General features: G+C 63.8%; 18 protein-coding genes. 8 read left to right on the top strand and 10 right to left on the bottom strand.

Annotation, left to right across the window (positions count from 1 at the left end):
* Positions 1 to 109: 109 nt before the first annotated feature.
* The 5 genes from AC5V87_RS11720 (at position 110) to AC5V87_RS11700 (ending at position 6,854) form a co-directional block, all read left to right on the top strand.
* Complete coding sequence (locus AC5V87_RS11720; protein WP_495371060.1) at positions 110 to 1,762, top strand: ABC transporter substrate-binding protein; 1,653 nt, start codon at positions 110 to 112, stop codon at positions 1,760 to 1,762.
* 12 nt (positions 1,763 to 1,774) lie between these two features.
* Positions 1,775 to 2,785 carry an ABC transporter permease gene (locus AC5V87_RS11715; RefSeq protein WP_495371059.1) on the top strand — a complete coding sequence of 337 codons (1,011 nt, stop codon included), beginning with the start codon at positions 1,775 to 1,777 and terminating at the stop codon, positions 2,783 to 2,785.
* Entirely contained in the window at positions 2,782 to 3,618 is an 837-nt protein-coding gene (locus tag AC5V87_RS11710) for an ABC transporter permease (RefSeq protein ID WP_495371058.1), read from the top strand. Before AC5V87_RS11715 ends, AC5V87_RS11710 begins: the two co-directional genes overlap by 4 nt.
* A complete protein-coding gene (locus tag AC5V87_RS11705) occupies positions 3,597 to 5,324 on the top strand; it encodes a dipeptide ABC transporter ATP-binding protein (RefSeq protein ID WP_495371057.1) in 1,728 nt (575 codons plus the stop codon). The genes AC5V87_RS11710 and AC5V87_RS11705 overlap by 22 nt, the downstream gene beginning before the upstream one ends.
* Positions 5,325 to 5,501: 177 nt before the next feature.
* Positions 5,502 to 6,854, top strand: a complete 1,353-nt coding sequence (locus AC5V87_RS11700; protein ID WP_495371056.1) for an FAD/NAD(P)-binding protein — start codon at positions 5,502 to 5,504, stop codon at positions 6,852 to 6,854.
* Here AC5V87_RS11700 and AC5V87_RS11695 read toward each other — a convergent pair.
* The 4 genes from AC5V87_RS11695 to AC5V87_RS11680 all read right to left on the bottom strand — a co-directional run bounded on the left by AC5V87_RS11695 (position 6,851) and on the right by AC5V87_RS11680 (position 10,768).
* On the bottom strand, positions 6,851 to 7,633 hold the full coding sequence (locus AC5V87_RS11695; protein ID WP_495371055.1) for a class II aldolase/adducin family protein: 783 nt from the start codon (positions 7,631 to 7,633) through the stop codon (positions 6,851 to 6,853). The genes AC5V87_RS11700 and AC5V87_RS11695 overlap by 4 nt on opposite strands.
* Before the next feature lie 15 nt (positions 7,634 to 7,648).
* Positions 7,649 to 8,641, bottom strand: a complete 993-nt coding sequence (locus AC5V87_RS11690) for an NAD(P)-dependent oxidoreductase (protein WP_495371054.1) — start codon at positions 8,639 to 8,641, stop codon at positions 7,649 to 7,651.
* 283 nt (positions 8,642 to 8,924) lie between these two features.
* Positions 8,925 to 9,167, bottom strand: coding sequence for a 4Fe-4S dicluster domain-containing protein (locus AC5V87_RS11685; protein WP_495371053.1), 243 nt, complete (start codon positions 9,165 to 9,167; stop codon positions 8,925 to 8,927).
* Positions 9,164 to 10,768: an FAD-dependent oxidoreductase gene (locus AC5V87_RS11680; protein ID WP_495371883.1), complete on the bottom strand. Its 1,605-nt coding sequence runs from the start codon at positions 10,766 to 10,768 to the stop codon at positions 9,164 to 9,166. Before AC5V87_RS11680 ends, AC5V87_RS11685 begins: the two co-directional genes overlap by 4 nt.
* 448 nt (positions 10,769 to 11,216) lie before the next feature.
* Here AC5V87_RS11680 and AC5V87_RS11675 point away from each other — a divergent pair, with 448 nt between their 5' ends.
* Positions 11,217 to 11,522 carry a hypothetical protein gene (locus tag AC5V87_RS11675; protein ID WP_495371052.1) on the top strand — a complete coding sequence of 102 codons (306 nt, stop codon included), beginning with the start codon at positions 11,217 to 11,219 and terminating at the stop codon, positions 11,520 to 11,522.
* A gap of 58 nt (positions 11,523 to 11,580) precedes the next feature.
* Here AC5V87_RS11675 and AC5V87_RS11670 read toward each other — a convergent pair whose 3' ends face one another.
* From AC5V87_RS11670 to AC5V87_RS11645, 6 genes are all read right to left on the bottom strand, one after another.
* Entirely contained in the window at positions 11,581 to 12,204 is a 624-nt protein-coding gene (locus AC5V87_RS11670; RefSeq protein WP_495371051.1) for a helix-turn-helix domain-containing protein, read from the bottom strand.
* 373 nt (positions 12,205 to 12,577) lie between these two features.
* A complete protein-coding gene (locus tag AC5V87_RS11665) occupies positions 12,578 to 12,952 on the bottom strand; it encodes a DUF3088 domain-containing protein (RefSeq protein ID WP_495371050.1) in 375 nt (124 codons plus the stop codon).
* Between the two features lie 27 nt (positions 12,953 to 12,979).
* Entirely contained in the window at positions 12,980 to 13,300 is a 321-nt protein-coding gene (locus AC5V87_RS11660; RefSeq protein WP_495371049.1) for a 4Fe-4S binding protein, read from the bottom strand.
* The gene (locus tag AC5V87_RS11655) at positions 13,297 to 14,925 is read right to left on the bottom strand and encodes an FAD-dependent oxidoreductase (RefSeq protein WP_495371048.1); all 1,629 of its coding nucleotides are present in this window, start codon (positions 14,923 to 14,925) and stop codon (positions 13,297 to 13,299) included. Before AC5V87_RS11655 ends, AC5V87_RS11660 begins: the two co-directional genes overlap by 4 nt.
* Positions 14,926 to 14,949: 24 nt before the next feature.
* Positions 14,950 to 15,732 carry a MetQ/NlpA family ABC transporter substrate-binding protein gene (locus tag AC5V87_RS11650; RefSeq protein WP_495371047.1) on the bottom strand — a complete coding sequence of 261 codons (783 nt, stop codon included), beginning with the start codon at positions 15,730 to 15,732 and terminating at the stop codon, positions 14,950 to 14,952.
* A 339-nt stretch (positions 15,733 to 16,071) separates the two neighbouring features.
* Positions 16,072 to 17,391: an O-acetylhomoserine aminocarboxypropyltransferase/cysteine synthase family protein gene (locus tag AC5V87_RS11645; protein ID WP_495371046.1), complete on the bottom strand. Its 1,320-nt coding sequence runs from the start codon at positions 17,389 to 17,391 to the stop codon at positions 16,072 to 16,074.
* A gap of 472 nt (positions 17,392 to 17,863) precedes the next feature.
* Between AC5V87_RS11645 and AC5V87_RS11640 the strand changes: the two genes are divergently transcribed.
* On the top strand, positions 17,864 to 18,829 hold the full coding sequence (locus AC5V87_RS11640) for an aliphatic sulfonate ABC transporter substrate-binding protein (RefSeq protein WP_495371045.1): 966 nt from the start codon (positions 17,864 to 17,866) through the stop codon (positions 18,827 to 18,829).
* A 42-nt stretch (positions 18,830 to 18,871) separates the two neighbouring features.
* Positions 18,872 to 20,212, top strand: a complete 1,341-nt coding sequence (locus AC5V87_RS11635; RefSeq protein ID WP_495371044.1) for an LLM class flavin-dependent oxidoreductase — start codon at positions 18,872 to 18,874, stop codon at positions 20,210 to 20,212.
* Positions 20,213 to 20,225: the final 13 nt, after the last annotated feature.

Below are 20,225 nucleotides of genomic sequence, written 5' to 3'. Positions count from 1 at the left end.
CGCATTTGTTGCTCGTCTCAAACGAAATTTGGAATGGCAAAGCCCTTCCATTTCGCTTCTCCTGCCGATCGAAGATGACTGGCTCATCCAGAACCGACAGGAGCTATTCGTGACCCAACGCTTTTCTTTGCTCGCGCTGTCTCGACGCCGACTGTTGATCACAACGCTTGCGCTGGGGGCCGGCGCGCTGGTGGCCGTGGCAGATATCACTTCCGCTCAAAGTGCAGGCGCTTCGCCTGATGGCGGCAACATCACGTTCCTGATCGATTCGCTCGGCGGCACCTGGATTCCCAACAACAGCTCCATCTCGAGCTTCCAGGGCCACATCTGGGGTCACGTGACCGACAAGCTCGTCTATGTCGATGCCGATGGCAAGGTCAGTCCCTGGATCGCCGAAAGCTGGGAACAGAGCAGCGACGCCACGCAGTTCACCCTGCACCTCAAGAAGGGCGTCACCTTCTCCGACGGCACGCCGCTCGACGCCTCCGCCGTCGTCGCCAATCTCGACATCTGGTACGCCGGGCGGAAGAACGAGGGCATCAATCCGGTCGGCCTGTTCCCGAAGACTTACGACCGCGCCGAGGCGATTGACCCGAGCACTGTGAAGGTCTCCTTCAAGGCACCGACGCTCGGCTTCATCCCGACGCTCGGCTATCACGGCTCAATTCTGATCTCTCCGAAAACGCTTGCGCAGCCCGCCGCCCAGCAGGCCGACCTCTCCAAAACATCCGGCAGCGGGCCCTATGTGGTGGCGTCCTGGAAGGAGGGCGATTTCGTCAAGCTGGTCAAGCGCAAGGACTACAATTGGGGTCCGGCAGCGGTCGGCCACACCGGCCCGGCCTATCTCAACTCGATCACCTACAAGATCGTATCCGAACCATCGTTGCGGGTCGCGGCCGTCCAATCCGGCCAGGCCGACGTCGCCTACAGCCCTTCGCCGCAGGAATTGAAATCGCTCAAGGAGGCGGGCTTCACCACCGCAACCCCGCGCTATCTCGGCTTCGTCAATGGCCTCGCGATCAACACCAAGCTGGAGCCGTATAATGATGTGAAGGTGCGGCAGGCGCTCCAGGCCGCCATCGACCGCAAGGAGATCATCGACACCGTCTATACGCCTGACTGGAAGCTGGCGACATCCTTCATCCAGAGCAACGTGCCCGGTGCGACTGACCACAGCGACCTGCTGGCCTACAATCCCGACAAGGCCGCGAAGCTGCTCGACGAGGCCGGCTGGATCAAGGGCATCGGTGGCATCCGCAGCAAGGACGGCAAGCAACTGACACTGACGCTCTACTCCAACCCGTATCTCGCGACGTCGAAGTCGATCGACGAGCTCATCGCGCAGCAACTCGGCAGGATCGGCTGGAAGGTCAGCATCCGCGCCTATGACGTGGTCACGTTCGGCGAGAAGGTCAGGTTCGGCGGCCCCGGCGTTGCGGCCTACGAGGTGACGCGCAGCTTCATCGACGCCGGCACGGTGGCGAGCATTCTCACCAACGTCAACAATGGTGAGGACTGGTTCGCCCTCGGCGAAAGCGACACCAAGCTCAACGATCTTCGCGACAAGATCGCCGGAGCCGGTTCCCCCGAAATCCGCGCGCCGCTCCTCGACGAGCTGCAGAGATACGTGCTCGAGCAGGCCTACTTCATTCCGCGCACGCAGATCGTCCAGCGCATCTACGTGCAATCGCCGAAGCTCAAGGGCGAGGTCTACAACGGCGTCGCCTACGCCAGCTATTACACGGCGACGATCAGCGAGTAGGAGCTGACCGGCATGAACCGTGCCTACCTTGGCTATGCAGGCAAGCGCCTCGCGCAGGCGCTTGTTGTCATCGTGCTCGCTTACATCTTCACCTTTGTCGTCGTCAGCATCCTGCCAGGCGATCCCATCACCAATGTCCTGCGTGATCCGCAAAACGGGTTCACCGAGGACGAGATCAAGGCGATCATTGCCGCGCAGGGTCTGGACCAGCCAATCCCGGTCCAACTCTGGACGTCGCTGTCCCATTTCGTCACCGGCGATTTCGGCCTGTCGATGCGATCCAGCCGGCCTGTGGCCACCCTGATCGCCGAGGTTCTGCCCTCGACGCTCACGCTCGCCTCCGCGGCTTTCGCCATCGCGCTGCTGCTGGCGGTCACGATCGGCTACGGCACGCAATTTCTGCCAAAACGATTGGGACAAGGCCTGCTGCGCGGCCTGCCGTCGCTGTTCCTGTCGGTGCCGAACTTCGTCATCGGCCTGATCCTGATCCACGTCTTCGGCTTTCAGCTCGGCCTGTTCCGCGTGATCGAACCGAACAGCTTCTGGGCCACTCTCTTTGCCTCGATCGCGCTCGGAATTCCCATCTCCGCACGGATCGCCGAGGTGTTGATCGCAAATCTCGACAAGGAATCCGAGCAGGAATACGCCGCCGTTGCGCGCGGCCGTGGCCTGACGCAGGCGCGGCTGTTTGCCAGGCATCTGCTCAAGCCGTCTTCGCTCCCGGTCGTCACCGTGATCGCGCTTGCCATCGGCGAGCTGCTCGGCGGCTCGCTCATCACCGAAACGGTGTTCGGACGCACCGGTATCGGCAGCCTGGTGCAGCGCTCCGTGAGCACGCAGGATTTGCCCGTGCTCCAGGCAGTCGTTTCGCTGGCGGCGCTGGTGTTCGTGATCGTCAATCTGCTCGCCGACCTCGGCTACCCCCTGCTCGACCCGCGCGTGAAGCTGATCGGGGATCGCAAATGTCGCCCGACCGATGCTGACGACAGCCCCGTGACCGCAAACGCGGCGGTGACATCGTGACATTCGCCTCCTTCTCCGACTCGCGGACGTCGATCAGCCGGCTGACGGCCGTTCCTCCGACCGTCGCGCTGTCCTTCGCCATGATCGCGATCGTGGTTGCCTGGTCGCTGGCGCCGGGCCTGTTCACCAGCCATAGCCCGGTCGTCGGCGTTCCCGCCGAGAAGCTGCTGAGCCCCAGCGCGGCGCACTGGTTCGGCACCGATCATCTCGGCCGCGACCTCTATACCCGCGTCGTCTATGGCACGTCGTCCTCGGTGACGAGTGCGCTCATTGCCGTCACCATCGCCGCCGTTGCCGGCGGCTTCATGGGTTTGCTCGCAGGCTTCCTCGGCGGCTGGGTGGACATCGTGCTCGCCCGCCTGGTCGACGTGCTGCTGGCGATCCCAAGCTTCCTGCTGGCCGTGATCGTCGTCACCGCGATCGGATTCGACACCACCAATGCTGCGATTGCGACCGGCGTATCGGCGGTGGCCGTGTTCGCGCGGGTGATGCGCTCGGAGGTGATCAAGACCCGGCAGGCCACTTTCGTCGAGGCGGCGTTTTTGATGGGTGGTTCGCGCTGGCACATCCTGTTGCGGCACGTGCTGCCGAACGCATCGCGCTCGGTGCTCCCGCTCGCCGTGCTCCAATTCGGCCTGTCGATCCTGGTGATCGCGAGCCTCGCCTTCCTCGGCTACGGCGATCCGCCGCCCGCCTCCGACTGGGGTCTGCTGATCTCGATCGGCAAGGACTATTTGAAATGGCCGTGGCTGGTGTACGCGCCCGCCTTCGTGACGATCGCGACCGTCCTTTCCGTGAACAGGATCAGCCGATGGCTCCGCAAGACGGACTAACCGCCAACATTTTCAAGCGCACTGCGCCAGTGCCGCTGCGCCCGCTTCCTCTGCGCCCGATTCCGCTACTCAGGGTCGATGGCCTCTCGGTCTCCTACGGGCCGCACGAGGTCGTGAGCAATGTGGGCTTTGACCTCGGTCGCGGCGAGAGCCTCGCGCTGATCGGGGAGTCCGGCTCCGGCAAGTCGACGATCGCACGCGCGGTGCTGCGGCTGCTGCCCAGCGGCGGGCGCGCCACCGGCCGCGTCGCGTTCGACGGCCAAGAGGTGCTTGCTATCTCCGAGCGCGGCTTCCGGCCGCTGCGCGGACGCGCCATCGGCTTCGTGCCGCAAGATCCTGCCAACTCGCTCAATCCGGTGCGGACGATCGGCGCCCAGGCACACGAGGCCGCCGCGCTGCTCGAGGAGCCCGACAAGGCGGTCCGCAAGCAGCTCATCCTGGAGACGTTCGCAGAGGTTGGGCTCGACAATCCTCAGCGTGTCTACGACTCCTATCCGCACCAGCTGTCCGGCGGCATGCTCCAGCGCGTGCTGATCGGGCTGGCGATTCTGCCTCGGCCGGCCCTGCTGGTTGCGGACGAGCCGACCTCCGCGCTCGACGTCACGATCCAGAAGCGGATCCTCGATTTGCTCAGCCGGCTGCAGCACGATCTCAAGATCAGCCTGCTGCTCATCACCCACGATCTGGCGATCGCCGCCGAACGCGCGAACTCGCTTGTGGTCCTCAAGGACGGCGTCATTCAGGAGGCCGGCCGGACCGCTGCCGTCTTCTCCTCGCCGGCATCGGCCTATGCAAGGAAGCTGCGCGCGGATGTCCCGGCCCTCAACCCCGACCGTTACGCCGCACTGCGCGACGTCGGCTTGCGAGCGCTCAAGGCCAGCGACGCGGCGACGCCGAAGATCGCGGTCAACGCTGTCACCAAGACCTTCACCGTCGAGGGCACGACGCTGACGGCCGCCAGCGATGTGTCGTTCACAGTTCCCGCCGGCACCACGCACGCGCTGGTCGGCGAGTCCGGCTCGGGCAAGACGACGGCGGTGCGGCTGCTGCTGGGTCTCGAGCAACCTGACACCGGGACCATCTCGGTCGCAGGCGAACAGGTCACTGGTCGCTCGCCGGAGGCCCTGCGCTCGACGTGGCGCCACCTTCAGATGGTCTATCAGAATCCGTTCACCTCGCTCGATCCGACCTGGACGATCGAGCAGCTGGTCCGCGAGCCGCTCGATCGTTTCGGAATCGGAACGCGCAAGGAGCGCGGCGAGCAGGTCCGCGAGGCCCTGGCCGACGTCGGGCTCGGCGAACACTTCCTTGCCCGCAAGCCCGCGGCCCTGTCGGGCGGCCAGCGCCAGCGCGTCGCGATTGCCCGCGCACTCGTGCTGAGACCAGACGTGATCGTGCTCGACGAGCCCACCTCCGCTCTCGACGTCAGCGTCCAGGCCGACATCGTCGAAGTCCTGCTTTCGCTACAGGCCAGTCTCGACCTGACCTATGTGTTCGTCTCGCACGATCTCGCGCTGGTGCGCCAGCTTGCCCACACAGTCTCGGTGATGCACCGCGGACGCATCGTCGAGCATGGCACAGTCAGCGACATCTTCGACAATCCGCAGCAGCCCTATACGAGGTCTTTGCTCGCCTCGATCCCGTCAGGTGTCACCGGCGCCGCAGCCGCGCCGCACAGGCAATTCCGTGCCGCCGCCGAGGCTTAGCTGTTCCTCACGGGAATCTTGACAAGATCATTCCAACGACGGACCACATAACAGAAGACGACAACCCTTGACCGATTGAGAAGAGAAAATCGTGCTGGTCTGACTCTCAACGCATTTGAACCGCAGGATGAACCGGCTCTGCGACGTTGACTGAGCGATCGGAACGAGGGCGGCACGATGGGTCCGGAGGGGCGGCACGCGATCGTCATCGGCGGGGGCGCCAGCGGCGTCCTTCTGGCCTTTCAACTGTTGAAGACCAATCCATCCGATCTCCGCGTGACCTTGATCGAGAAGAGGCCCGAGATCGGGCGCGGACTTGCCTATCATGCAGGCAATCCCGAACATCTCCTCAACGTGCGCGTTTCGAACATGAGCGCGCTGCCGGATGATGCCGAACATTTCTGGAACTGGCTGTGCGCACGGCCCGGCGGGCCGCTATGTCCGGATCCCTATTGCTTTGTTCCCAGGCAGACCTACGGCGACTATCTCGCCGATCTGATCGCACCGCTGAAATCTCGCCACGGATCAGAGGGCCTGGCCATCGTGCGTGGCGAGTGCGTATCGATCCGGGAAACTCCTTCCGACGTAGCGGTTACCCTGGCAGACGGAACATGCATCACCGGGAGTACGGCCATTCTCGCGACCGGCCATGATGCCGCAGCGCCGCTGCTGGCGGGCCATGCCGAACCCTGGGCCTCACCAACTGAGGCCGGCATCGACACTGACGCTACCGTGCTCATCCTCGGCACAGGCCTCTCGATGGTCGACTATGTGCTGTCGCTGCTTCGCTACGGACATCAGGGGCGGATCGTCGCGATGTCGCGGCGCGGCCTGCTGCCGCGAGCGCATCGGCGCGTCGATCCCATGCGCTTTGCCGAAAGCGAGATTCCGTTCGGCGCCGAGATCGGGCCGCTGCTACGCTGGTTTCGCCGCCGCATCGAGATGCACGTCGCTGCGGGTGGCGACTGGCGCGGTGCCATCGATGCGATCAGGCCCTTCACCCAACGGCTGTGGCAGGAGTTGCCGCTGAGCTCCAGGCGTCGTTTCCTGGAACACGCCCGCGCCTGGTGGGATGTCCATCGCCACCGCACCGCGCCGGAGGTCGAGGCTCGCGTTGCGGAGGCTCTCGCGGCAAGGCGGCTGACGGTCACCGCCGGCAAGCTCGCCGCCATCGCTCCGAACCCCGGCGGCGCGCTCGTTCGCTATCGCCGGCGCGGCCAGAGCGAGACCTCCGAGCTGCAGGTCGGAGCCATCATCGACTGCACCGGTATCGTCCGCGATCCCGGCGCCACGACCAACCCGGCCGTGCGTAGCCTGCTCGACCAAGGTCTTGCCCGCATCGATCCATTGCGGATCGGCATCGACGTCACGCCCGATTGCGCGATCATCAATCGTGATGGATCTCCCTCGCGCCGTCTCTACGCTGTCGGCCCACTGACGCGGGCCGCGTTCTGGGAGATCATTGCCGTTCCCGACATCCGGCAGCAATGTGCCGAGCTGGCGACGCCGCTCCGAGGCTCTGATCCCTAGTTGAACAGATCCGGCTCCGCCGCGGTGATCCAGTCCCACAACGGCTGGAAGCTGAAATAGCCGCCCTTGTGCGTGCCGACCTGCCGCGCGGTCAGGCTGGCGATCTCGTGCGGGATCGGCTTAGGCGTTCCGGCAGCCTCGGCCAGCAGCTGGGCGCGCGCGGCATTGTCCATCGCGATGTACCACCACGCGGCCGCTTCAATGGTCGGTCCGACCGTGAGCAGGCCGTGGTTCTGCAGGATCGCGGCCTTCTTCGACCCAAGCGCCTGCGCGATCTTGCGGCCCTCTTCCGCCTCCAGCACGACGCCGGAGAAGGGGTCGAACAGCACGTGATCCTCATAGAAGGCGCAGGAGTCCTGCGTCAGCGGATCGAGCAGACGGCCGAGTGCCGACCAAGCCTTGCCGTAAGTCGAGTGAGTATGGGCGGCGGCGATCACTTCCGGATGCGCCGCGTGGATCGCCGAGTGAATCACGAAGCCGGCCTGGTTGATCGGCTTATCGCCGATCAGGATGTTGCCGTCGTGATCGACCAGCTGAAGGTCGGACACCTTGATCTGGCTGAAATGCTTCGACAGCGGATTGATCCAGAACCGATCGGGAAACTCGGGATCGCGCACGGTGACGTGGCCCGCGAGGCCCTGATCGAAACCGTAGCGCGAAAACAGGCGGAACGTTGCGGCGAGCCGCTGCTTGCGGTGCAGCCGTTCTTCCTCGAACGACGCGGCCGGCGTGCGCTCGACCAGGGAATATTTTTTGGGCTTCTCAACGACCTTGTTCATTGTTGCGGCTCCTTTTTAGTATTCGAGATTCTTGTCGAAGACGTCGGCCAGCGCCACGCCATGTGCATAAGCGTCGAGGTTGACCAGCGTCTTGTCGGCCAGCCGCTTGGCATCCTCGCCACCCGTCCACGACACGTGCGGGGTCAGGACCACCTTGGGATGCTGATAGATCGGATCGCCTTCCGGCGGCGGCTCGGGATCAGTGACATCGAGCGTCGCGCCGGCAATCCGCCCCTCATCGAGTGCCTGCAACAGCGCGCTCTGATCGACGATCCGCCCACGCGCAACGTTGATCAGGTGCAGCGACGTCTTGGCCCGCGCCAGCACGCCGGCGTTAATGAGACGTGCCGTCTTCGTCGTCGCCGGCAGAGCGAGAACCAGATGATCGGAGATCTCGATCAGTTGCTCGATGCTGTGGACCGGCTGGATACCCGGAGGGACATAGGGCCAGGCCGAGCGCCGCAAAACCCTGATGTTGACACCGAACGGCTTGACGCGCTCGGCGACGGCACGGCCGATGGCACCGAAGCCGGCAATGCCGATCGTCTTGCCGCTGAGCGAGCCCAGCGGGGTGATCTTCCATTCCGCACGGCTGCGCGGCCTGACATCGTGGATGCGCTTCTCGAAGCCGAGGATCGCCGCGAGGACATATTCCGCGATCGGATCGGCCGAGATGCCGCGGCCGACCGTGACCACGGGACCGTCGAGCAACCAGTCCGGAAAGAAATCGACGCCCGTCGAAGCGGTCTGGATCCAGCGCAGGCCGAACGGCCAGCCAGGCGGTTTCTGCTTGGGCGCGCCGGGCCAGCCCGCCAGCGGCCGCGTCAGCAGCACGTCGGCCTCGGGGGCGATCTCCCATGGTGCGCGATCGGCGGGATGATCGATGATCAGCGGACGCGACCAGTGATCGGCCAGGACGGCACGAACCTCCGGGCCCAGCTGGTTGACGATGATCGGCGACCGCACGCTGGTCGAGGCGCGCTGGCCTTCAATTCGAGGGGTGTTCATGCCGCGACATTCACAACGGTTTTGACGCGGACATGCTAGGCGCCCGAGGCAAGATAGTCTTTTCAAAGATCATTGGCATCGGGCAACAACAGGACGAGGCGTCCGGACGAAGCATAAGGATTTCTCTCCGCACGGAGCGGTGCTATTTCCTGCCGCTGACGTCAGGTCGCTCCGCCTTCGATTGCGCGGCGGCCTCGCCAGCGCGGCGAAATACGGTCTCCATCAGCCATTGCTCGTTGGGAAACTGATTCGCCCATTCATCCCAGCCCGAATGCCTGCGATATTAGCCGAGGCGCCCCGATGACAGAACCTCGTCCTTGGTTACGGAGACGCGGCGGTCGCAATCGGGCGCGACGTAGATCGCATCCGCCCGGCAATAGAGCTCGCACATGAAGCAGGTCTGGCAATCCTCGACGCGTGCGAGAACCGGCAAGCCGTCAGGGCCGTGATCGAGCACGTTGGCCGGACAGACCTCGATGCAGGCCCCGCAATCCGTGCAACGCTCGGCGACGATGAGCTCGATCATGACACCGCCTCGAGCTGATCCGGCTGGACATTCGCAGACGGGCGATCCGGCGCAACCCAGACTCGGTCCAGTCCGCCACTGAGCAGGCGCCCGGCCAATCGCGGATCCTGTGCAGGATAATCCTCACGACGGTGAAGCCCCCTGCTCTCCTTGCGCGAGGCCGCCGTGGCAACGGACCAGCGCGCCGTGGCCAGCAGCGCCGCGGTCTCGCGCAAGGCGATCGAGCCAGCCTGTCCGTGATTGGCGACCTCGCTCCACAAATCCTCGAGTGTTTGCGAGGATGTCGCAAGCCCGGCACCGGTGCGGAACAAATTCTTGTCGAACGGATGCATCTCGGCGCGCACGCCGTCTCTGGCTGCGGCCATGTCGACCTCCTTCGGCCGGCCACGCGGACGGAGCCCGGCCTGTCCAAGCGGCGTGAGCTCCGATGAGCGGCTTTTCGTACCGCGAGCTACGCGAGCGGCCGCGTTGCCTGCGAGCACGCCTGATGACAACGCCCATGCCGAATTGACATTGCCGCCGCCCGAGATGGCGCCCGCGACCTTCTCGCGCGATGCGTTGTCGCCCGCGACGAATAGTCCCGGCACCGATGTCGAACCATTCACGTCGAGCACGCGCACGCCGCCGATTCCGCGGATCGTGCCGTCGTTATGCAGGGTGACCTCGAAACGATCGCGGTAGGAATCGATGCCCCAGCGGTCGAACACCAGCGGTACGTTCGGCGAAATCGTATGCAGCCTTGCCTTGATGTCGTCGGGCAGCCGCTGCAGCGAGCAGTAGACGGGGCCGCGCTGCAGCGCCCGAGCAAGACGCAAGGTCTGATCGGGACCAAACGGGAGATCAAGCTCGTTGCCGGTCTCGTCGTAATATGTCGCGAAGGAGTAGGCCATGCTGCGCGTCATCGTGGAATGCGCCGGCGCAATCGTGTACGCGGCCGTGAATTCCATGCCGGAAAGCTCCGCGCCTGCCTCGGCCGCCATGAGGTAGCCGTCGCCCGTGTTGGTCCGCGATCCCAAAAGGTGCGACAGGAAACTGGTGCCGCCGGCGGCCAGCACAACCGCACCGGCCGTGACCCGGTAGGCCCGGTCACCGTCCTGCCGGCGCCGGCCACGCGCACCGCCGATTGATCCATCGGGCCGCGCCAACAACTCGACAACCGGCGCGTGATCGAGAATGGTGACACCGTGGCTCAGCGCATGCTGCCGCAGCGCGCGCATATATTCCGGCCCGCGCACCGCGCGATAATTCACCCTCCCCTCGTCGTCCACGCCAAACTTGTAATGGTCTGCCAACGTCGGCAGTGTTCGCCAGGTCTGGTCAAGAATGCGATACATCCATTCAGCTTCGCCAAGGCCGAGCCCCGCGGCGATGCGACTGGCCACAGCCCCGTCGCGTGCCGCCGGAGGGTCGGGAGGCACCCACCAATGGCCGGGCCCCGCGGCGGCCGTGACGCCACTGGTGCCGCAATAACCCTTGTCAGCAAGGATGACCTTCGCTCCGGCCTGTGCCGCTGAGGCCGCCGCCCAGGCTCCCGCCATACCGCCGCCGACGATCAGCACATCAGCCGTCAGCGACAATTCTTCGAGCGACGACGAACCCACCATGTGCCTCCGAACAATAGCGCGACCGCACTGCTGCATCGCTCGGATGCAGAAGCGTGCCGCCTTGACGCAGCATGTTTGGGCGAGGCCACGTGCAGGTCAATGAAAGGCAAAACTCTTTTCGGCCCGCATCGCAAACGTCTCATGCCGCCGTCGTCGATGTCAGCAAGAGGAGTATTTCAGCGCAGAATAGACTTCCCTACGGACAGCAGCTGACGACAAAGAGATTTCCGCGCCTGGGCAGACAGACGACGTTGGCCTTCATCCAAGATAACGGATGTTTATCCGTTATAAGATGCAGGTCGGATCGCAGGTGGCGCACGGTTTCCATTTTGTTGGATGAAAGCGAACAGAAGAAACCTTTCGCGATTCACATCCGACGCAGTTCACTTTATCTCCAATGGCAGCGCAATTGAGTACTTCCTGCTCTGATCTCTGGAGAATGATAATGAACACCGCGATGCAGATGATGCCCATGCCGATGATGATGGGTGGCATGATGAATCCCGCCATGACCGGCAATATGATGCCGATGATGAACATGATGGGCATGCCGATGATGATGCCCTGTCAGGTCAAGTGCACCATGACCCCGGCCGGCATGACCTGCGAGATGATGCCGATGGATCCCGCCATGAAGGACATGTTCACCAAGTGCTGCGAGAGCATGATGAACATGATGCAGATGGGCATGCCGATGATGATGTGCTGCGGCGGCATGATGATGATGTGCATGCCGATGAAGGCCGCCTGATCGACACCTAAAAGGCGATCGGACCAAAGGGCTGGCCTCGCGCCGGCCCTTTTATACTTTAGCTAGCGGCTTCAGCGTAGGTCATCACCAAGTAGAGGACCGCCTCTACGGCGACCAGGTTTTTGTAGACATGCGGCACATCGGCGTCGAACAGGATGGCATCGCCTTCCGTCAGCGTCTGCGGCTTGTCGTGCCCCACCGTGATCTCCACCACGCCCCCGGCGACAAAGAGATTTTCGCGGGTACCTGGCGCATGCGGTTCGGCCGCTTCGCGATGGAGCGGGCCGATTCTCAGCTCGTAGAACTCGACCTGATGATGACCGTCGAAGGGAAACAGCGCGCGGGAGGTGAACTGCCCGTTGCTGGACGTCAACAGCTTGGCGTCGCTGCGGCGCAGTACCGTCGGGCCGCGCGGCGCCTCGGTCTGGAGCAGATTGGCGAACGGCACGTGGAGCGCGCTCGCGACTTTCCAGAGCAGAGCGATTGTCGGGACGCTCTTTCCGGTCTCGATCTGGCCGAGCATTGCCCGGCTGACTCCGGATTGCTTGGCAAGCCGCTCGAGCGAATGCCCCCGGCTGGTCCGCAGGCGCCGCAAATTGCGGCCGAGAACGACAGGCAGATCGAGATCGTTCGAAGATGATGCGTTCGTGTCCGGCGACGGGGCAATCTGGCCGCCACTCATAAAGCATCCCACCGCACAGGCGACGACATCGCCGGCACAGGCATGGGTACCCAGACCCAGGTGGGCCAGAACCAGCAGAGCGGCATGGGCGCAGCTGTCGCGAAGGGGCCGATCCCGGCGCTCGCCAACTGAGCGGTCGAAGACGCAAGCTGTTGTTTGCTCCGCTCCGATCGATAGGCCGCCAGATCGATAATCCGCGCTGAACTCGTGGGCTCTGTCACCTTGTGTGATCCGCGTTTGATTGCGATGTGAATTATCCTAGTTCCGTCGCAGCATCCGGCAAGCTGTCGCCGAACAAAACAACAAGGAGCCTGTAAAGCCGGGCCAAATAGCAAAGGCTTCTCGAATCGACGCGTCCGTTAGCGGCCGTCTTTCACGCTTCGAATGCCGCGGACCTCTCCCAGCGATGAACGTGCGGGAATGCGTAGCGATCGGCCAGGTAACGGAGTATTCGCTCCGACGAACTGATGAAGCGCCGGCCATTGGCCACATCCGCATCCTCAGGCACCGGCCGGCTTTCATCGAAGACCAGAACCGGAAGCGATTGATGCTGCTCGCCCAGAATCTCGACTAGCGCTGATCGCGGGCGCGGGAATGGCAGGCGGTGCACTTCAACCTGCGTTGCGAGACCGGGAAACGACGCCAGCAATCCCTCGATCGCATTGCAGTGCGGGCAGACGAAGAACCGGCCGGGCTGCTCGGGATCTTCAAATCCCGGCTTCAACAGAAAGAGGCGATCTCCGCTCATGGCAGGCCTCCACGGACGACATGATTTTCATTGGCCGAACAGCCGAAAGCTTCGATCGGCCGCCCGCAGGTGCCGGGTCTCGTCGACCCAACCGACCGCTCGCCGGTAACTGCCCAACAAGGTCGCCTCCTTCAACGCCGCCACGTCGACCGCTTGCGGCGCGTCGGCAAACGGCGAGACGAACAGCGCATCCTCGGGACAATAAAGCTCGCACAGGAAGCAGGTCTGGCAATCGCCTTGGCGGGCGATCACGGGGATGCCGTCGGACTTGTCGAAGACGTTGGTCGGGCACACGTTGACGCAGATGTCGCAAGCCGTGCAGCGCTCGGCATCGATGACCTCGATCATTCCGCGGCCTCCGAAAATTGTGGGGCCGCGAGCGGACGCGCCGATGTCCAGACATCGTCGAGCCCGCCGGTCGTCACGAGGTGCCGATAACGGTCGTCCTGCTCGGGGTAATCGTCACGGCGATGCATTCCCCGGCTTTCCTTTCGCGCCAGCGCGCTGCGATACATCCAGCGTGCGGTCGCAAGCATGGCAGCCGCTTCGCGCGCGCGCAGCAGTTCCTGCTGGTCTGGCGCATCGGACCGCGACGCATCGGCCCACAATGCGTCCAGCCGATCGAGCGACTCGCCCAACCGACCGGCCTCACGGAAGTAATTCAGCTCGTAGGGGAACACCTCGTCCTGAACGCTCCGGGCCAGCGCGCCGCCCTGCAACGGCCGGCCGCTACCGGAGCGCAGAGCAACGGTGCCGCGCCGGAACGCGTGACGGCCGATCGTCGCGCCCAGTTGTCGCGCAAACTCCGCGGCGCCCTGGCCGGCCCAATAGCCTGATGACATCGCCCAGGCGGCATTGTGACTGCCGCCGCCGGTGAAGCCGCCGCAGATCAGCTCGCGCGTCGCAGCGTCCCCTGCCGCGTAGAGACCCGGCACGGTGGTGGCGCAACTATCGTCAACGATCCGCAGACCACCTGTCCCGCGAACGGTCCCCTCAAGTCGCAGCGTAATGGGGAAACGCTGCGTAAAGGGATTGATGCCGGTGCGGTCGAACGGAAGAAAGAAGTTCGGCTGGGACAGGCGCATGTGCCGCTGGGTCTCGGCATCGGCTTCGTCGAGCTGGGCGTACACGGGGCCCTTGCGAAGCGCGCGAGCGATCACGGAGCGGCCACCTTTCGAGGATGCCCCCGGAATGACGCTGCCCTCTTCATCGGTGAAGCTCGCCCAGCTGTAGAACAGGGTCTTCGTCACCGATCCGAAGGCCGGCGAGATCGCGTAGGCGTTGGAGAACTCCATGCTGGAGAACTCCGCTCCCGCTTCCGCCGCGAGGAGATAGCCATCGCCGGTCAACACATTCGAGCCGAGCGTCTTGCTGAGGAAGGCGCATCCGCCGGTGGCGATCGCCACCGCCTTGGCGTGGACAACCCAGCGGTCGCCCTTCTGACGGCGAAGGCCTGTGGCTCCGGCCACGACGCCGTTGCCATCGACCAGAAGTTCGAGCGCCGGTGAATGATCGAGGATGGTCACGCCGGCCTGCTTGGTCCGCTTGCGCATGAGACGCATATATTCCGGACCTTGCAGCGAATTCCGCTGCGGCCTGCCGTCGTCATCGCTGGGATAAGGATAACCCCAATCGGCGAGCTGGTTGCTCTGGGCATAGGTCTGGTCCAGCACGCGCGCCATCCAGCGGCGATCCTGGAGATAGCCGCCCAGTTTTTCGCGGCTGGCCATCGCGGCCTCGCGGCGCTCGGGATTTGGGTCGACATACCATACGCCCGTGCCGGCCGCCGCCGTCGCGCCTGACGTACCGCAAAAGCCCTTGTCGGCCAGCACCACGCGCGCGCCATGCTCGGCGGCACTAACCGCGGCCCATGTGCCCGCGGGACCACCGCCGAGCACGAGGACGTCAGCGTCGAACACAATCGATCCTGCCGAACTCGACAGCTTCTCGGCACGGCTAGATGGATTCGTCATCGTTCGTCTCCGGATTCAATCTCTTCAAAACGCCGGGATCTGGCCCGGCAACTTGTCCTTGATGAGCTGACGGACCGTGTCGTTCTGATAGGCGCGCACCAGCTTCGCGACCCACGGCGCATCCTTGTCCTTCTCGCGAACTGCGATGAAGTTGTTGTAGGGATTGTCGACCGAGGATTCGATGGCAATGGAATCCTTGCCGGGGATAAGACCGGCCGGGACGGCGTAGTTGGTGTTGATGACGGCGGCATCGACGTCGTCGAGACTGCGCGGGAGCTGGGCGGCGTCGATCTCACGAATTTTGAGATTCTTTGGATTTGCGGTGATATCGAGCACGGTCGGCAGAATCCCCACTCCTTCCTTGAGCGCGATCAGCTTCTCCGCCTGAAGCAGCCGCAACGCGCGGCCGCCGTTCGACGGATCGTTCGGAATGCCGATCGAGGCCCCGTCCTTGATCTCGGCGACTGACTTGGCCTTCCGAGAATAGAGCCCGATGGGGGAGACGATCGTCTCGCCGACGGCAACGATCTTGTAGCCCCGCGTCTTGATCTGATTGTCTAGGAACGGCTTGTGCTGGAACGCATTCGCATCGAGATCGCCGGCATCGAGCGCGGCATTGGGCAGCAGATAGTCGTTGAAGACGACAACCTGAACGTCGAGGCCGTCTGTGGCGGCGATCTCCTTGACCTTGGCCCAGATGATCTCGGCATCGCCACCCGAGATCCCGACCTTGATCTTCTGATCCGCGGCAGCTGGCGCGGTCAACAGAGCAAGGGCGGCCATCGCCAAAAACAACCGGCGCTTCATCGTCTACGTCTCCTTCAAGCTTTACGTTTCATTCAGGCGGCTACCCGACCCGGGCAACCAGGATATGGGCCGCCGAATCTGCGAATTCGGCGGACACATCGTGGAAGACGACACGTTCCTGAACCGTCGCGACGCGCGGCCGGTAGTTTGAAACCTAGCCGCTCCGTCGATCCGGGCAGGACCGGCTGATCGCGCTGGCAAACCGCCGTGAGCCCGCAATCTCTGCGGCCTGCGTCGCGCTACCGGCCGCAAACGCAAGGCTCATATGATCGACGTCGACAACATAGATCATGACGCGATGTCCTTGCGTTGCGCGCTCGGCAAACTGCCGAATGCCTCTCAGGCCGCCTTGCGCGCGCCTGCATCGGCGTGGGCCAGCGCCTGATCAAGATCCGCCAGGATATCGTCGGGATGCTCGATTCCGACCGACAGGCGGACGTAGCCGGGCGTGACGCCGGCGGCGAGTTGCTCGGCCGCGGTCAGTTGCTGGTGCGTCGTCGAGGCCGGATGGATCGCCAGTGAGCGGGCGTCGCCGATATTGGCGACGTGATAGAAAAGCTTGAGCCCATCGATGAAGCGACGGCCGGCTTCGATGCCCCCCTTCAGCTCGAAGCCGACCAGCCCGCCAAAGCCGCCCTTCAGATAAGCATCCGCCCTGCGCCGGTTCTCCCCGCTCTGCAGTCCGGGGAAGATCACGTTGGAGACCGAGCTGTGCTTGGCGAGAAAGTTCGCGACCTTCACCGCGTTCTCGTTGTGCTGGCGAATACGCAGCGGCAGCGTCTCAAGGCCCTGGATGAACTGGAAGGCGTTTTGCGGCGCGATCGATGCGCCGAGATCGCGCAGCAGCTTGACGCGGGCGCGCAGGATATAGGCGATCGGACCGAGCGGCTTGGCGGCCTCGGTCCAGATCGCACCGTGGTAAGCCTCGTCAGGCTTGTTCAGAAGCGGGAAGCGCTCGGCATGCGCCGCCCAATCGAAATTTCCGCCGTCGACAATGGCACCACCGATCGCGGTGCCATGGCCTCCGATATATTTTGTGGTCGAGTAGACCACCACGGCAGCACCGTGCTCGAACGGACGCGCGATCAGGGGCGAAGCCGTATTGTCGAGAATCAGCGGCACGCCAAGTGAGCGGCCGATATCCGCGACCTCCTTGATCGGGAACACGTTGAGCTTGGGATTCGGCAGAGTCTCGCCGAAATAAGCCCGCGTCTTGGCGTCGGTGGCGCGGCGAAAATTCTCGGGATCGGCAGGGTCGACGAAGCGGACCTCGATGCCGAACTGTTTCAGGGTCTGCGAGAGCAGCGTCCAGGTGCCGCCGTAGAGATCGGTCGACGACACGATGTTGTCGCCGGCTTGCGCGATGTTGAAGATCGAGAACGCGGAAGCCGTCTGTCCGGAAGCAACTGCGAGGGCGGCCGCCCCACCCTCGAGCGCAGCAAGCCGATCCTCAAAGGCCTGCTGGGTCGGATTGCCGATACGGGTGTAGATAGGACCAAGCTGCTCGAGCGCGAACAGGCGCGAGGCGTGATCGGTGTTCTCGAACTGGAATGACGTGGTCTGATAGATCGGAACTGCGACCGCACCAGTCGCGGGATCGGTGCGGTACGATCCGCCATGCAACGCGAGTGTCTCGAAGTTCCGCGTCTCCAACGCCATCTGCAATTCCCCTATCATCTCGAGAGCGCGCGTCGTGCGCGGCAAGCCGTGCTTGTCGACGAAAATGATGCGGTCGGATTCTGCCTCTGTCGAGCGGTTCGGGAAAATAGCGATGCGCGTACTGCTACATCGTCGTCGCGCAACGCGTTTGTTTCCACGCCCTCGCCGAATTGGAAACAAACTCGCTCGGGCAAAACGTCATTAACGCTCGCGCGCATCGGATCTGCTCCTTATTGAACAATCGGCCCCCGATCATGACGAGACCGCGCGAGCTACGCTTGAAACACGACCGCGCCGAGCCATTATCGGGCTGGAGAAACTCCGTCTCGGATTGAAGCCGACTGGAGAATTTTCGTGCCGCGCGGAGCGATACCTTGAAATTGCAAGGAGGCGCCGATTGCCGGCACATTGCAGGCATATCGCCTTGTTCATATGAGCTCTCAAGGCGGCTGAGCCCCAAGGATAGCCCTTCATGCCTCGCCCTATCTCCCGCCCGCGAACCCTCGCCGCCGCTGCGCTCGGCGTCTTCGCCATGGCGTTCGTTCAGCCCGCGATGTCCGAGGAGCTTCGCATCGGTTATCAGAAGTCCTCGACGCTGACGGCGATCCTGAAGACCAATGGCGAGTTGGAGAAGGCACTGGCGCCGCTCGGCGTCACCATTTCCTGGCACGAATTCACCAGTGGCCTGCCGCTACTCGAAGCCATCAACATCGGCAGCATCGATTTCGGCGCCGACGTCGCCGACACCGTGCCGATCTTCGCGCAGGCCGCCGGCGCCAAGCTCGCCTATATCGCGGAGGAGGCAGCTTCGCCCGCGGCGCAGGCGATCATTGTGCCGCAATCGTCGACCATCAAGCATATCGCTGATCTCAAGGGCAAGAAGATCGCCGTGACCAAGGGCGCCGGCAGCCATTATCTGCTGCTCGCGGCGCTGGCGAAATCCGGGCTCAGCTTCAAGGACATTACCCCTGCATATTTAACGCCGGCCGACGGCCGCGCGGCCTTCGTCAGTAACAATGTCGAGGCGTGGGTCGCCTGGGATCCATTCCTGACCAGCGCCCTGCATCAGACGAAGGGCCGGATTCTGTCCGATGGCAGCAACGGTCTTGCAAGCTACAAGCGCTATTACCTCGCCTCGGCCGCTTATGCCGACAAGCACGCAGAAGTGCTCAACGTGATCTTCGCAAAGCTCTCGGACACCGGCAAATGGGTGAAGGCCCAGCCGAAGGACGCCGCCACGTTGCTTGCCGGACTCTGGGGCATCGATGCGGCGACCGTCGAAGAGGCCAACAGCCACCGCTCCTACCAAGTGGGCGCAGTCACCGGTCCCGGCCTGTCGGAGCAGCAGCGCATTGCAGATTCATTTCACGCCGAGGGCCTGATCCCGGTGAAGATCGATACCACCGCCATCAAGATCTGGTCCCCGAAGGGGTCCTGATCGTCGCTGCCTGCGGCCCAGGCCGCTGACCTTCGGAATCCCATGCCGCAACGTCAACTGCACCTGAACGTCAACCTGCTTCACTCCGGCGTCTATCCATCGGCCTGGCGGCTGCCAGACAGCGATCCGCGCGCCTTCTTCGATCTCGGTCATTATGTGCGGGTGGCGCAGATCGCCGAGCGCGGTAAGCTCGATGCGATCTTTCTCGCGGATTCCCCCGCCGTTAACGATCGCATCGACTACCGGTCGTTCACGTCGCTGGAGCCGACCATCATTCTGGCGACAGTGGCAGCTGCGACAAAGCATGTCGGACTGATCGGTACGGTGTCGACGACCTATAACGAGCCCTACAACATTGCGCGCCGCTTCGTGTCCCTCGATCATGCCAGCGGCGGGCGTTCGGGATGGAACGCGGTCACGACCGCAGATGCCGCATCAAGCCGCAACTTCGGCCTCTCGGGTGCACTGGAGCACAAGGCACGCTACGAGCGCGCCAAGGAATTCACCGAGGTCGTCCACGCGCTGTTCGACAGCTGGGAGGACGACGCCTTTGTCGGCGACAAGGCGAGCGCCAGGTTCGTCGATACGTCGAAAGTCCATCCAATCTCCCACCGCGGCCCGCATTATTCAGTCGCCGGCCCGCTGAACGTCCCGCGCTCGCCGCAGGGACGACCGGTGACGGTGCAGGCGGGCGGCTCCAATGACGGCCGCGACTTCGCCGCGGCCCATGCGGAGGCGGTGTTCACACTGGCGCAGTCGATCGAGGAAGGCGTCGCCTATGCGCGCGATCTGCGCACGCGCGCTGCGGCCTACGGCCGCTCGGGTGACGCCATTGTGATCCTGCCGGGGCTTGCGACCGTCATCGGCAGCACGGGAGCCGAAGCAAAGCGTCGGCAGGACGAACTCTGGGAGCTGGTCCCGATCGAATACAGCCTGGCGCGCCTCGCCGGCACGCTCCAGATCGACCCTGCCCTGCTCGAGCTCGACAAGCCGCTTCCCGATCCGTTGCCACTTCCGGCGAACGCCAATCACACCATGTTCCAGGGCACCGTGAACCTTGCCCGTCGCGGCAATCTCACTGTCCGTCAGTTGATCCGCGCGCTCGGCGGCGGCGTTGGCCATCGCATCATTGTCGGCACGCCGGAGCAGATCGCGGACGATATCGAGGCCTGGTTCAAGGCAGGCGCTGCGGACGGCTTCAACCTGATGCCGGACGTTCTGCCCACCGGGCTCGAGACCTTTGTCGATACTGTCGTGCCGATCCTGCAAAAGCGCGGACTGTTCCGGACCGAGTATATGGGCACGACCCTGCGCGATCATTTCGGACTGCCGCGGCCAACGAGCCGCTATGCGAAGCAGCCGCCGGCCGTCGCCTCAGCCTGATCGTCGCGACCAC

The organism is Bradyrhizobium sp. SOJA106 (assembly GCF_059448745.1).
This window is presented reverse-complemented; position numbering and strand designations above follow the sequence as displayed.